Consider the following 14,049-nt stretch of genomic DNA (forward strand, 5'->3'; position numbering starts at 1 on the left):
TACCAAAGGACGGCTACCGCACTCCCGGGTGAAACCCCGAGAGCCGATCCTACAACAATTTACATCGCCTTGCCGATGCTTGCGATTATGCGATGGCTACGAGATCCCTGGCATCAAGATCGACAGGGATCTCGCCATTCATGATGGCAACCAGAACCCGAGCCCTTCCAGCTGGATCGAGCCGGTCAAGGCGACCGATCATTTCCGCGAAAGGGCCGGAAAGGATCCGGACCGAAGCACCGGCTGCGAGGCCGCCGCTGAAATCAAGCAGACCGTCCCTACCCGTTAGCGCAATGAAACGCTCTACCAGACCCGAGGGGACAGGCAAAGGCCGGTCGCCTTGCATGACAAGGGAGCGCACACCGAATGTCCCGTTGACCGAGCGCCAACGTTGCAGCGCGACGTCCAGGGCGATGAACATATAACCGGGGAAATAAGCCGCAACTCGTGTTTCGAGCCGCCGGGCATGACGCACGGTTTTCTCGCAGCGAGGCACAAAGGGCTGGAATCCCTGGATCCGGAGATGCCGCTCGGCGACATGCTCCTTTCCAGGAAAGACGGAAGCCGCATACCAGCGCGTTGCCGGCGCGGCGGTCGGCCCCGGCGACGGGATGTTCGCCTTGTTCGTCGTTTTTTCCGCGCTAGTCACGTGTCTCCCTCTCAGGGCGGGCGGGCATGTCGGCGCCAAGGGTTACGACAGTGTGTCGATGCCAGCAAGCAACCATGCCGCGAGAATCAGGACAGTTCATCAAAAAATTGCCCGCGAATTGTCCATGAAATTAGCTGCGCCTAAATAATCATCGGGCCGCTTTCTTTTTCAGCCACCCGAGAGGCGATGTCGGGCATTCGCTGTGATGCCTAGCTCTTCGGTACATTGGCGCGGCGACCCCGGTTGTGCTTAGTCGACCGACTTGAAGCTAATGTGACGGGTCGCCAGCATGTCGTTGCGCCCGCCGGCGGCAGGATCCCTGCGGAGCCATTCCGGTTTGCGATAAAAAGCTGTTTCGACAGGCCGTCACTGAGACATAACTGCCAGTAAGCCGCGGGACCGAGGTCAAGGCACAGCGATGCCGATTCTTGATCGGCTTCACGAACGTTTCAGCAGCGACCAGACAGCCGGCACCAGGCACGCAGCCAGCGCAACCTTGATCAGATCACCGACGATAAAGGGCAGCACACCGAACTGCCACGACTTTTCCGGGCCGATCAACAGTGCCAGCCAGGCAAAGCCCATCGCCATCATGACGATCTCGGCCACCAGCATCGCATTGAACAGCTTGATAGGATGGCGATCCCAGCCACGATCGGCGGCCCAGCCGACGATCGCCGCCATGACGACGAAGCCAGCTAGATAACCGCCGGTCGAACCGAGCATGTAGGCAATGCCGATGCCTTTTTCCGGCGTGCTCTGGAAGACCGGAACGCCCAGTGCGCCCTCGGCCATGTAGACAAGCAGCGTGGCGACGCCGAGGCGCATGCCGAAGGCGGCGGCAATCAGCAAGACAGCAAGCGTTTGCATCGAGATATCGACCGGTCCGAGCATAACCTTCGTCTTGGCCGACAAGATCAGCAGCAGCGTTCCGGCGATCGCCAGCAAAAGCTGGCCCGCCAGCCGGGCTGCGCCCTTTTCAGGCAGAGCGAGAGAAACAAGCGGACGCATCGTCGTTGCAATTGCCATGGTCTTCCCCGTTCCGGATTGCCGCCGAACGCGGCCTTGCGTTTTCCTATATTGGCTTCCGTGCTATGCGGCAATCGGTTTTGCCCTCCTCCCAAAAAAGGTCGCGACGTTCGCCATGGCGCTGAGATTCGATACCAGCTTCGACCCGGCCTATGGCAAGGGCGTGACCCTTGCGCCAGACGTGCTTCGGATCACGGCCCGCAATCCAAGCCCGTTCACCTTTCACGGAACCAATAGTTATATCGTCGGGCGCGAGAGGCTGGCGGTAATCGATCCGGGTCCGGATGACGAGGCACATCTTCGAACGCTGCTCGAAGCGATCGGGACCAGGCCGGTCAGCCATATCTTCGTCAGCCACACGCATCGCGACCATTCGCCGCTGGCGGCAGGACTGAAGCAGCACACAGGTGCCGTGATGTTGGCGGAAGGTCGGCATCGCCCGGCGCGGCCGTTGCGCACCGGCGAGGTCAATCCGCTCGATGCCAGCGCCGACACCAACTTTGTTCCTGATATCGCGCTGCCGGACGATATGGTGATCGACGGTGACGGCTGGGCGATCCGGACGGTGCTGACGCCCGGCCATACCGCCAATCACGCGGCCTTCGCGTTGGAGGGGACCGGCATTCTTTTCTCGGCCGATCACGTCATGGCGTGGTCAACGACGATCGTCGCACCGCCGGACGGCGTCATGGCCGACTACATGACATCGCTCGATCGGCTGATCGGGCGCGACGACCGGCTGCTGCTGCCCGGTCATGGAGGGCCGGTGACCGAGCCGCGCAACTTCATGCGCGGATTGAAAGCCCATCGCAAAATGCGTGAACGGGCGATTCTGGAGCGGATCAACAGCGGCGACCGTACGATCAGGACTATGGTAGAAGCGATCTATCGCGATACCGACCCGCGCCTGCATGCCGCGGCCGGCCTGTCGGTGCTTGCGCATCTGGAAGACCTGGTGGCGCGCGGTCTTGTCCACACCGACGGCGCGCCGGCTATTGACGGCGTCTATTCGCCGGCAAAGTAGTACACTTCGAATATCACTCCGCCGGCGCCACGCCCACCTGGCCGGCGACTTCCTGGTCGAGCTCGGCAAGGAAATCGGTGATGCGCGCTGCATTGTCGCCAAGGTCATAGCGGCCGTAACGGGAGGCCGAGCGCATATCGACGATGATCGCATCGCCGTCATCACTCACGCGGATGGCGACATCGGCGGGAAGGCCAATCAGGAAGCTCTTGGCGACCGCATCGACCGTCACGTCGCTTTGCCCTACGGCGTCGGGAAATGGCGCCGCGAGCTGCCAGCCCCGCCGATCGAGCACGGTTTTGACCGCCTCCAGAACGCGATCGAAAGGCAAGTTGTAGCTGCGTCCAGTAACAAGCGGATACGCTTCGGTTTGCAGGCGCTGCTCGCCGGGCGTCAGCGGCAAAAGCTCGTTCATATCCTTTGTCCGGATAGAGATATCGAGCGCTGGCGGATCGTCGAAATTCGTCGAGATGTCGCGCAGCGGCGGATAGGTCGCCGCCCAATAGGCTGCGACAGCGTAAGGGATGAGCACCAGAAGCGCCAACAAAGCGCCGGCGGTCAGGTCGTGGCCGCCGCGATCACCGAAATTCCACAATCGCGCAAAGGCAAACCCGGCAAACAAAAGCGCAAACGCGGCCAGCAAGGCGACAACGCCGAGCACCCACAGGAAAGCCGGAGTCTCGACGAGATCATATCGGTGGCCGATGAGAACCGTCAGCAGCAGGACCGCCGAAAAAGCGCCGGTGCGCCGCGACCAACCGGCAGCCCTCGACGTTTGTCGCTCGGGAATTACCATCATTGTTTTCTGCGCTGCCCCAACCCGAACAAAGGCATAATGCCTTTCAGCGGCGGCTTGAAGGCGAAAAGACGCCGCATCTCCGGTCAATCCGTCGGCAGGTGATAATCCCGGAACTGCTGACGCAAGGTAGTCTTCTGGATCTTGCCGGCAGCGGTGTGTGGGATTTCGCCGACAAAGGCGACGTCGTCCGGCATCCACCACTTCGCCACCTTGCCGTCCATGAAGGCGAGGATGTCCGTCTTGGTCGGCTCCCTGCCCGGCTTGCGGACGACCACGAGCAAAGGCCGCTCGCCCCATTTGGAATGTTGAATGCCGATGGCGGCGGCCTCAGCCACGTCCGGATGGCCAACCGCGAGGTTCTCGAGCTCGATGGTCGAGATCCATTCGCCGCCCGACTTGATCACGTCCTTGGCGCGATCGGTGATCTGCATGTAGCCGCCGGGGTCGATATGCGCGATATCACCGGTATCGAACCAGCCGTCTTCATCGAACTGTTCGGATCCGATGCCGCCATAGTAGGCGCGCGCGACGGCCGGCCCGCGGACCTTGAGCCGGCCGAAGGTCTTGCCGTCCCATGGCAGTTCGTTATCGTCGTCGTCCGTTACCTTCATTTCGATACCGAACGGCGTAAAGCCCTGCTTCTGCTGGACGGCGAAGCGGGCGTCGCCCTTCAGCCCGGCATAGTCCGGCTTCAGGGTGCACAGCGTGCCGACCGGCGACATCTCGGTCATGCCCCAGGCGTGGACGACCTGGACATCGTAATTGTCCTGGAACTTCGTCGTGATCGCGCGTGGACAGGACGCGCCTCCGATGACGACTTTCTGCAGATAGGGCAGTTTCTTGCCGGTCTCTTCCAGATGCTGGAGGAGCATCATCCACACCGTCGGCACGGCGGCGCTGAAGGTCACCTTCTCGGTGTCGAGCAGCTCGTAGATCGAAGCGCCATCCATCTTGCAGCCGGGCATGACCAGCTTGGCGCCAATCATCGGCGCGCTCTGGGCAAGACCCCAGGCATTGGCGTGAAACATCGGCACGACCGGCAATATGGTATCGCGCGACGACAGGCCCATGGCGTCGGGCATCGCTTCAATCATGGCGTGCAGCACGTTCGAACGGTGGCTGTAGAGGACGCCCTTCGGGTCGCCCGTCGTGCCCGAGGTGTAGCACATGCCGGCGGCGGTGTTTTCATCGACTGTCTTCCAGGCGAAGTTGCCGTCGGCTTGGGCAAGCCATTCTTCATAGGCAACGACATTGGGCAGCGCAGTCTCGGGCAAATGCACCTTGTCGGTCAGCACGATAACCTGCTTCAGCGACTTGACCGCGCCGGCGATCTTTTCAAGCAGCGGCAGGAAGGTCAGGTCGACGAAGATCGCCTTATCCTCGGCATTGTTCATGATCCAGGTGATCTGCTCGGGAAAGAGCCGCGGGTTGAGCGTGTGATAGATCGCGGCGACACCCATGATGCCGTACCAGGCCTCGATGTGGCGCGCGGTGTTCCAGGCCAGGGTCGCGATGCGGTCGCCAAGCCCAAAACCGTCCCGCTCGAGCCGCTCGGCGACCTTCAGGGCACGATGATGGATTTCGGCATATGTGCTGCGCACGATCGGCCCCTCGATCGAACGCGACACGATCTCGCGGCTGCCGTGCTGCCGCTCGGCGTTGTCGATCAGCTTGTGGCAAAGCAGCGGCCATTCCTGCATCAGCCCGAGCATCTTGTTCCTCCCGTTATTTTTTTCGCCATTGTGGGACGAACCGGCGCATTGTCCAGCCAGAACCGGGCTGGAGCGGTGCATAGAGCCAAGTGAGGCGAAATTCGCCACAATCCGGCCATGCTCGGCGTTAACGTTGATTAACAGGCGGGGCGCGATTGGCGAATGAAAGAGGTTCGCATGGACGCGCAGCTCGACGACAAAGCCCTCGAAAATACGCTTGCCGAAAGTCTGGCCGATCTGGTAGCGGCCGATGTCGCGCAGGCCGATCTGGTGCCCGACGCCAAAACCGTTTCCGAAGATGAATTCGTCGAGGTCGTCGGTGGCGCCCTCGAAGCGGTCGGCGGCACGCTCTTGTTCAAGATGTGCGTCGAGAACGAGGGCGAAAGCCAGCACGTCGCTGCCGCCTGCGTCGGCGATCGCGGCAATCGCCAGTTCCTGCTGCTCACCTTGCCGGCCAGGGGTGGTGCGCTGAAGGTCGAGACCACCTCGAAAAGCTCCAATCCGGTGGCCGGCATTGCCGCCGCCTATGCTGGGCTGATGGACGCATTCCAGGCCGCCGCCTGAGTTTTCGGCGAAGCGGAAGAGAGAGGTGAGACTTGCCCCCGCGGGCGACGCTTTGGCGGCGCGGCAGGCAGGTCTTGCACAACGCGCTTGCCAGACACATTTGGGGTCGAGGCAAGGAGATTCGACATGGACCAGATCGCAAACCCGTCACCCGGCTTTCAGCGCAATCCGGGCAAGATCATCACCGTGGAGCCTTACAAGGGCACAGTGACGGTGCGCGTCGGCGATGTCGTCATCGCCTCGTCCAGAATGGTCAAGGTGCTGACCGAATCGCCCTATGCCCCCGTTTTCTACATTCCGTTCGCCAACATCGACTTCAAGCAGCTTGGCAAGACCGAGCACTCGACCCATTGCCCCTACAAGGGCGACGCCAGCTATTGGAGCGTGCTGCCCGCCGGCGATGCAGGCAAGGATGCGATGTGGGCCTATGAGCGGCCGTTCGACGAGATGGCGGATATCCGCGATCACGGCGCATTCTACCCAAGCAAGGTGACCATCGAGGCCACGCCCGACTGATCAGTCGGTGGTGCCTTCATTGCCGACACCGTCGGCATCGTCGAGCCGCACGAAGGTGAGGCCCTTGGCCTTCAGCGCCAGAAGTCCCTGCACTACGCCTTCGCCGGCCGCATGGGTCGGCTGGTTGATATGAGCAATGATAACGTCGCCGTCGTTTGCCGCGGCAATGCGCCGGGCGGTCTCTTTTGCGCCGAGCAATGAGCCGCCGTCGCCATTGACAGAGAATCCGGCGATCTTGAAGCCAAGCTTGCGGATCATCGCGACTGCCGACGGGCTGTATTCGGCGGTCGCACCGCGAAACCATTTCGGCGCCGGCTCGCCGGTCACGGCGAGAGCGGCAGCACCGGATTCGACCTCGGCCAGCACGGCCTGCGGGCTGCCGGCACTGCGAATGCCATAGATCTTTTGCGGCGTGTCGACGGCCGGGACGTGGCGGCCACCATGGTTTTCCAATTCAAACAGTTCGGGATGCGCCCGCATGATCTCGATGGCGCCGGCGTTGTGCTTCAGCCAGATGCCGGTGACGAAAATGGTGGCGGGAATCTTGTTTTCCACCAGCGCCGAGAGAATCCGTGTGTCGGTCTTTCCGCCACAGGCATCGAGCGTCAGCGCGACGCGGCCGCTACCTGCCTCGGGCTTGATGTGCAGCGTCGGTTCGACGAGCAACTGGGCGTTGCCAGGCGAGATAGCCCACAGCGTTATCGCAACCGCGCAAAAATGCTTTTGGAACAGGCGCATCGATTGTTTCCGGGTCGGCTAGATCAAGAGTGAAGCGGCGACCCCAGGACCCGCATCAAGGCGGAAATCGGGACGATGCCCCTGCAAAAGCGTCGGCAGCGGCAATTTGACCGCCGGCCTGACCTTTGGCAAGCGCGAGGTCACAATGCGTGCTCCACGTCCTTAACCGTACGTGAAAGGATCGCGCGCACCGCGTCGGCAACCGCTTTGACCTCAAGTCGCCAGACGCAGCAAGCCTTGCTCGCATCGGTCCGGCGGCACAGGTTCCTGAGGCTATGGACTCGCAAAAGTATCGAGGGCCGCGGCGTAACCCTGCCCACGGCGACAGGACCTCAGACGGCCGGGCGGTCAGGCCGAAGAGACCGACAACCGGCGTTCCCGCGGCGGCGGCCATGTGCTCGGGCCACTCTCGTTCCCTAGAAACAGGCGTGCCTGGCCGAGGACCGCCAGCAGCGTTGCTAGTGACAGAGCCCGGACCACGTTGACGACCGGCGAAGCGGCCTTGGCGAGGATGCGCTCGGCAGATGCCCGTTCATCAAGGCCGCCGACAAGCAGGAAGTCCAACGCGGTCTGTCGCAGATCTCGTCGATCGCCAGCGCAAAACGTTCCGGTTGCCATTGCCGCCCCGGAAGCTCGCTCGCTCCCGCATGAACGGCTATGAAGGCGTTACGCCGATGAGGATCCCGTCGAGAAGCGCCAATGCCCTGGCGGTCTCCAACGGCAGCGGCTCAATCGTTGGGACCTGCGCACTCCACGCCAAGCGCCTCAAGCGGCGAAAGATATCGGTAGAGAATAATACTGGCAACCAAAGCCAAACGGCTTGGTTGCGACGTTGGCGGGCTGGCGTTCCAGCCAGCGCAACAACTTTCGGGAGGATCGTATCCGACGCGAGTCTTGGCATTGACGAGCCTGACCGATGGTGCGTGAGATTTTGGAATCGGCCACGTCGATAGTCTGATCGAACTGTAACCGGCGCAGAGCGGGCACCATCGCGTAAAGCTCGCGACCACGCTGCACAGGAGTGCAACCCATCCGAACGCGCCGGAACGCCACCACGTCCGAGGCGACGCCATGAGCCATCAGGGACCGGCAAAAGTCCGCCTCGCAAAGGAACACGATCCTGGCCCTTGGATATTGGAGGCGCAGGTTACTGGCGAGCGCGGAGGCGAGGACAAGGTCGCCGATGAATTCGTCTGGAGGAATTGAGCGGACGTGCGTGGGCGGGTTCTGCAACACCCGTTTCTGGCACCGGGGCGGGTTTGGCGCCTGGAAACTGGGCAGAAATGATGTCGGGATTTGGAGCCGTCACGCGAACGTTCGCGTGAATTTGGTTACAAATCGGTAAGAACAGATGCTCGTGGATTCCAACGCTGATCCGCAGCCGTTCTTTGGAGCCTGCGCCGCCGATTGCGCGGCGCATCTGTTCCAGATCGAGCAGATCAAAGTCGAGGCAGCGATCCCAAAAGCGCCATCACGGCGCCAGGTCACAGTGCGTGCTGTAAGTCAGTAACCGTGCGTTAAAGGCTCTCGTCACCGCGCTAACATCCGATTGATCCCAAGCCGTCAGACGCAGGTTTTGTTCTCACCGGCCAGTTCCTTGGCCACGCATACTAAAAAATGGATCAAACCTGCAAAATGGATCAAACCTGCTCCACGACAGACTATTGCCATCCGAAGCTGCGGCTCAAACCTGCCGTCGTATGAGCCGGCACTGATGCTGATCATGTTGCAAACTTGTTAGTTTATCGAGGGTTGTCCTGTGGCTTTTCTTGGCCTTGAGACTTCGACCACCAGACAAAATACAGCGAGCCCATCTTCATCACAGGCACGCGGCGGTCGCGTTCCCTGGCTCGCAACTCACGATAGGTCTTCATCTTCAGAGTGCCGCCCGGCAACCTGATACGCACCGCCATCGGTCCAACTCCCGTTGTGCAACGCAGCAATTGTGTGCAATGCGGTAAGTAGAGCCCTTCCGTTACGGAAGAGTCAACAGCAGCATCATCAACTTATTTTGCGAGCTGCGGAGGCTTCGCGGCGCCGGGCGGGCAGGCGCATGCCCGGGCGACGGAGCTTCATCCTGGCGACTGTTCGTCAATCAGGCGCTGGCGGTTCGACCACCAGGTGAAATAGACGCGGCCGAGCCTGACGACAGGTATGCGGCGGGCGCGTTCGCGATCGCGCAATTCGCGGTACACCTTCACCTTCAGCGTGCCGCCAGGCATTCTGATACGCACCGCCATCGATTCCACCGCCCCATTGTGCAATGCAGCACAAGAGACCTTCCGTGGCGGAAGAGTCAACGCCTGCCCGCTGACTATTTTTGGGATTTGGCGAGCGGCCTTGGAGGTTTGGCGCGCGCAGGGCGGTTCCTGATCCCGCACGGAGGCGTCATTGCCCAGTCGGGATCGTCGGTGCGCGGGCTATTTCCTGGGCGAGGATTTTCTGGGCGAGGATGGGCGATCGGACATGCCGCTCGGCCACCAGATGACGAAGTAATTGCCGACCTGCCAAACCGGCACCTCGCGATTCTGCTCGCGGCGCCGCAGCTCGTCCCTTTTCTTGATCTTCAAAGTCCCGCCTGGGAGTCTGATTCTTATCGTCACGTGTCCTCCCGCACCCGCTACAGGTACGAACGATATACGCGAACAGTTTCATCCCGGCTAAGCAATTTCATCCAGGCCGAGCAATTTCGGGGCCGATACAGCGCGCCGGACCGGCGCGAGATCGCCGGAACCGGCTCTATTTGAAGAAATCCGCAATGCCGTTGATGGCCAGCACCGCATAGACGATCGGTCCGGCGATAAACGCACAATAAAGGCAGAGGATCGCTGCCAGCACCGCGAGCAGCGGCTTGTCGCGACCGACGGCGCGGAGCTCGGACCTCACCGACCAGCGCGCCGCAGCGGTTTGTTCATCATCAGGCATGTGCACCATCCCGCGGCCATTTCACACGGCGGGTGGAAAACATCAACCTTCCTTGCTGCGCGGAGGAATCTTCGGTCGGGATCTATTCACGCTCCGGCTTTCGCAGCTTGCACCGCCGCTTGCGCGGCGGCCAGCCTGGCGATCGGCACGCGGTAGGGCGAGCACGAGACGTAGTCGAGGCCGACCTTCTCGCAGAAATGGATCGAGGCCGGGTCTCCGCCATGCTCGCCGCAAATACCGAGCTTGAGGTCGGGCCGCGTCGCCCTGCCCTTCTCGGCCGCCATCCGCACCAGTTCGCCGACGCCCTCTATATCGAGCGATACGAATGGGTCCTGCTCGATGATGCCTTTTTGCCGGTAGGTCTCGAGGAACGAAGCCGCATCGTCGCGCGAGATACCGAAGGTGGTCTGGGTCAAATCGTTGGTGCCGAAGGAGAAGAATTCGGCAGCCTCGGCGATGACGTGGGCGCGGATCGCGGCGCGCGGCAGTTCGATCATTGTGCCGGTCAGATAACCGATCCTGACGCCGCTCTCCTCCATCACGCTTTTGGCGACGGCATCAATGCGTGCCTTGACGAACTCGAGCTCCTTCACCAGCCCGACCAGCGGTACCATGATCTCCGGGACCACCAGCGCGCCAGCCTTCCTGCCGGCCTCGATGGCCGCCTCGAAAATGGCGCGCGCCTGCATCTCGGCGATCTCGGGATAGGAGACGGCAAGTCGGCAGCCGCGATGGCCGAGCATTGGATTGAACTCGTGCAGCGCTTCGGTGCGTCGCCTGAGCTTTTCCGGCGACACGTTCATGGCGGCCGCGACCTCGGCCACCTCCTCTTCGGATTTTGGCAGGAATTCGTGCAGCGGCGGATCGAGCAGGCGGATCGTCACCGGCAGGCCGGCCATGATCTCGAACAGTTCAAGAAAATCCGAGCGCTGCATCGGCAACAGCTTGGCCAGCGCCGTTCGCCGGTCCTTTTCCGTATCGGCCAGGATCATCTCGCGCATGGCAATGATGCGGTCGCCGTCGAAGAACATGTGCTCGGTGCGGCAAAGGCCGATGCCTTCGGCGCCGAAGGAGCGCGCCATGCGCGCATCGAGCGGCGTCTCGGCATTGGTGCGCACCTTCATGCGGCGCGCGCCGTCGGCCCATTCCATGATGGCGGCGAAATCGCCCGAGAGTTCGGGCTGCAGCATCGGTACCGCGCCCTTCAGCACCTGGCCGTTGCCGCCGTCGATGGTGATGATGTCGCCCTTGCGGAAGGTCGATCCCATCGCCATCAGCGTGCCGGCCTTGTAGTCGACGCGAAGCGAGCCGGCTCCTGAAACGCAAGGCTTGCCCATGCCACGCGCCACCACCGCGGCGTGGCTGGTCATGCCGCCGCGCGTCGTCAGGATGCCTTCGGCCGCATGCATGCCGTGGATATCTTCGGGGCTGGTCTCGATGCGCACCAGGATCGCCTTGCGGCCTTGCGCCTTGGCCTCCTCGGCGTCATTGGAGGAAAAGACGACCTCGCCGGTGGCAGCACCCGGCGAAGCAGGCAGGCCGACGCCGATAATGTCGCGCGCCGCCTTTGGATCGATTGTCGGATGCAGCAACTGGTCGAGCGAGGCCGGGTCGATGCGGGCGACGGCCTCCTCCTTCGAAATCAGTCCATCCCTGGCCATGTCGACGGCAATCTTCAGCGCCGCCTTGGCAGTGCGCTTGCCGGACCTGGTCTGCAGCATCCACAATTTGCCGCGCTCGATAGTGAATTCGAGATCCTGCATGTCGCGGTAATGTTTTTCCAGGCGGTCGGAGATACTGACGAAAGCCTGGAAGGCGTCCGGCATCAGTTTCTGCAGCGACGGCTTGTCGGAGCCGGCGGCAATGCGCGCAGCCTCGGTGATGTTCTGCGGCGTGCGGATGCCGGCAACGACATCCTCGCCCTGGGCGTTGACCAGGAACTCGCCATAGAGCTGCTTTTCGCCGGTCGACGGATTGCGGGTGAAGGCGACGCCGGTGGCCGAGGTGTCGCCCATGTTGCCGAAGACCATGGCCTGGACGTTGACCGCCGTGCCCCAGCTTTCGGGAATGTCGTGCAGGCGCCGATAGGTGATGGCGCGGTTGTTCATCCAGCTGGAAAACACCGCGCCGATAGCGCCCCAGAGCTGCTCGCTCGGATCCTGCGGAAACGGCTTGCCGAGCTCCTCCTCGACCTTGGCCTTGTAGAGCGCGATCACGCCTTGCCATTCGATGGCAGTCAGTTCGGTGTCGAGCTCACGGCCGAGCCCGCCCTTCTGGTCTTCAAGGATTTCCTCGAACACCTCATGGTCGAGGCCCATGACGACATCGGAATACATCTGGATGAAACGGCGGTAGCTGTCATAGGCAAAGCGCGGATCGCCGGAATCGGTGGCCAAGGCTTCGACCGTCTCGTCGTTGAGGCCGAGATTGAGCACGGTGTCCATCATGCCTGGCATCGAGGCGCGCGCCCCTGAGCGGACCGACACCAAAAGCAGTTTCGACGGATCGCCGAAACGGCGCCCGGTCAGCCGGCCGATATGGTCAAGCGCGACCGCAACATCCGCTTCCAGCGAAGCCGGGTAGGTGTGGCCGTTGGCGTAATAGGCGTTGCAGACCTCGGTGGTGATGGTGAAGCCCGGCGGCACCGGCAGGCCCAGGCTGCACATTTCGGCTAGATTGGCGCCCTTGCCGCCGAGCAGATTGCGGTCGCCGGCACGGCCTTCCGCCGCGCCGTCGCCAAAGGTGTAGACCCACTTGGTCATGCTTGCTCCCCGGTTGCAGGAGATTGGAAAGGCTGGTGAATCGAGCGATATGATGCTGCAGTGCGAAAGGCAAGGCATCGGCAAAGCCGGCCGGCCTCTACAATCGATTAAGAAAAGCGGTGTCGACAAGACTTTCGATTTACGTCTCCTTTTCAGTGGAACTAAACGGGAACAAGAGGCAGACCGATGAGCCTGACCGACAGGTTCGATTCTACGGGATACCGCGACGGGACGGAACGCTGGACAGGTGAAGGCTTTCTAAAGCGCAGCCCTCTCATGGTCGTTCACCCAACGGCCAACCTATTCAGGGCTTTGCCGAAGGACTGGGTGGAGGCTTTTAAGCGGACGCCAATGATGCGCTGTCAAGGGCTGCAGGTGCTCTGTTTTGAAAACCTGGAAGAGAAGTTGAGTCTCACGGACCCACTAGGTGAAGGAGGCCGAGGACGGGCTGGAATTGATGCGCAGGAGGTCGAGGTGCACTGCACCTCACAGGCGATCGGATTACTGTCGTCGCAAATCGCAGATCGTGCCAGCAAGAGGAGGATTTCGGCGGGATGCTCAATCGGCCGTGGCCCCGCAAGTCTTTGATCGTAAAGAAATCTTGCGGCAGTGCCTTCAGACGTGGCTTGTCAATTTTTCGAGCCCGCCAATCGGTCATGCGAGGGCTCCGAACGACATAATCTCGTGCCACCGTCGCAAAGCGCCTTAACCCAACTTTGCAGCCCTGTTTTCTGCCCGTGAGTCAGTTTCCTTTCGTTTCGGCCTCCGGTAGATTCACGGACCGCTCTGCAAACAGCCCAAAAACAAGGTCCTATTTTGTTTCGTCGAGCAGTTCCTTACGTTGTGGTCGGGATCCGATTGGTCCTCATCTGGGTAGCTTTCGGCATTCTCGCTGGATTGTTCGAGGTGTGGTCTACGCAGCCGTTTTGAATGCCTCTGCGCCAGCGAGACGCGGAATCAGACTTGCGCTGATTCTCAAATCGTGGGAGCGGGTTCGCCGCTTCCGGATTCAGCTTCTTTCTTCGAACTGACGGTCTGCTTCCCTGTCCTGACCTCATGGATGCCCTTCGGCTTGCTGTCGAGACGCGGCTAACCGGCGCGATGCTGCTGGCTAGATGCGATGTTCCTGGCCACGACCTGACGCATCGCGCACGGGGTCATGGTAGAATCAGCAGGGGTGGCGATCTCCTCGGCCATAGTGTTGATGTAGTTGGGGGCTGTGAAACGCGGGACTGTCGGGAATTCTGTGCGCGAGGCCATGATGATGGAAAGGAGAGAATCATCGCATGGCTATTGAGAAGGAACTTCTGGACCAACTGCTTGCCGGCCGC

14 protein-coding genes are annotated in these 14,049 nt (G+C 61.5%); 4 read left to right on the forward strand and 10 right to left on the reverse strand.

Translation table 11 applies throughout. The annotated features are described in order from the left end of the window. Positions 1-85: 85 nt before the first annotated feature. Positions 86-649, reverse strand: coding sequence for a transcription termination/antitermination protein NusG (gene nusG, locus NKH05_RS31150; protein ID WP_353026918.1), 564 nt, complete (start codon positions 647-649; stop codon positions 86-88). A gap of 438 nt (positions 650-1,087) precedes the next feature. After that, on the reverse strand, positions 1,088-1,678 hold the full coding sequence (locus NKH05_RS31155; protein WP_353026899.1) for a biotin transporter BioY: 591 nt from the start codon (positions 1,676-1,678) through the stop codon (positions 1,088-1,090). Positions 1,679-1,793: 115 nt separating this feature from the next. Here NKH05_RS31155 and NKH05_RS31160 point away from each other — a divergent pair, with 115 nt between their 5' ends. After that, positions 1,794-2,702: an MBL fold metallo-hydrolase gene (locus tag NKH05_RS31160; RefSeq protein ID WP_353026901.1), complete on the forward strand. Its 909-nt coding sequence runs from the start codon at positions 1,794-1,796 to the stop codon at positions 2,700-2,702. 13 nt (positions 2,703-2,715) lie between these two features. Here the strand turns inward: NKH05_RS31160 and NKH05_RS31165 are convergent, their stop codons facing one another. Then, entirely contained in the window at positions 2,716-3,501 is a 786-nt protein-coding gene (locus tag NKH05_RS31165; RefSeq protein WP_353026903.1) for a DUF1499 domain-containing protein, read from the reverse strand. An 83-nt stretch (positions 3,502-3,584) separates the two neighbouring features. After that, a complete protein-coding gene (locus NKH05_RS31170) occupies positions 3,585-5,213 on the reverse strand; it encodes a fatty-acid--CoA ligase (protein ID WP_353026905.1) in 1,629 nt (542 codons plus the stop codon). A gap of 177 nt (positions 5,214-5,390) precedes the next feature. Between NKH05_RS31170 and NKH05_RS31175 the strand changes: the two genes are divergently transcribed. Together NKH05_RS31175 and NKH05_RS31180 are read left to right on the forward strand one after the other, a co-directional pair. Further along, positions 5,391-5,777, forward strand: coding sequence for a hypothetical protein (locus tag NKH05_RS31175; protein WP_353026907.1), 387 nt, complete (start codon positions 5,391-5,393; stop codon positions 5,775-5,777). 126 nt (positions 5,778-5,903) lie between these two features. Further along, entirely contained in the window at positions 5,904-6,293 is a 390-nt protein-coding gene (locus NKH05_RS31180) for a DUF427 domain-containing protein (RefSeq protein WP_353026909.1), read from the forward strand. On the opposite strand, the gene NKH05_RS31185 is transcribed toward NKH05_RS31180, so the two are convergent. The 6 genes from NKH05_RS31185 to ppdK all read right to left on the reverse strand — a co-directional run bounded on the left by NKH05_RS31185 (position 6,294) and on the right by ppdK (position 12,718). Then, complete coding sequence (locus tag NKH05_RS31185) at positions 6,294-7,031, reverse strand: polysaccharide deacetylase family protein (protein WP_353026911.1); 738 nt, start codon at positions 7,029-7,031, stop codon at positions 6,294-6,296. A 348-nt stretch (positions 7,032-7,379) separates the two neighbouring features. Beyond that, entirely contained in the window at positions 7,380-7,595 is a 216-nt protein-coding gene (locus tag NKH05_RS31190; protein WP_353026912.1) for a glycosyltransferase family 9 protein, read from the reverse strand. A 1,178-nt stretch (positions 7,596-8,773) separates the two neighbouring features. After that, positions 8,774-8,944, reverse strand: coding sequence for a hypothetical protein (locus tag NKH05_RS31195; protein WP_023721752.1), 171 nt, complete (start codon positions 8,942-8,944; stop codon positions 8,774-8,776). Between the two features lie 159 nt (positions 8,945-9,103). Next, the gene (locus NKH05_RS31200) at positions 9,104-9,271 is read right to left on the reverse strand and encodes a hypothetical protein (protein WP_352549019.1); all 168 of its coding nucleotides are present in this window, start codon (positions 9,269-9,271) and stop codon (positions 9,104-9,106) included. Positions 9,272-9,770: 499 nt separating this feature from the next. Next, the gene (locus NKH05_RS31205; protein ID WP_023723040.1) at positions 9,771-9,956 is read right to left on the reverse strand and encodes a hypothetical protein; all 186 of its coding nucleotides are present in this window, start codon (positions 9,954-9,956) and stop codon (positions 9,771-9,773) included. An 86-nt stretch (positions 9,957-10,042) separates the two neighbouring features. Continuing rightward, positions 10,043-12,718 (reverse strand): pyruvate, phosphate dikinase, encoded by a 2,676-nt coding sequence (gene ppdK / locus NKH05_RS31210; protein ID WP_353026914.1) that lies wholly within the window; start codon positions 12,716-12,718, stop codon positions 10,043-10,045. 186 nt (positions 12,719-12,904) lie between these two features. Here ppdK and NKH05_RS31215 point away from each other — a divergent pair, with 186 nt between their 5' ends. Then, on the forward strand, positions 12,905-13,306 hold the full coding sequence (locus NKH05_RS31215) for a hypothetical protein (RefSeq protein WP_353026916.1): 402 nt from the start codon (positions 12,905-12,907) through the stop codon (positions 13,304-13,306). Positions 13,307-14,049 lie beyond the last annotated feature (743 nt).

This window comes from Mesorhizobium sp. M1399, assembly GCF_040317735.1.
In the GTDB taxonomy this organism is placed as follows: Bacteria; Pseudomonadota; Alphaproteobacteria; order Rhizobiales; family Rhizobiaceae; genus Mesorhizobium.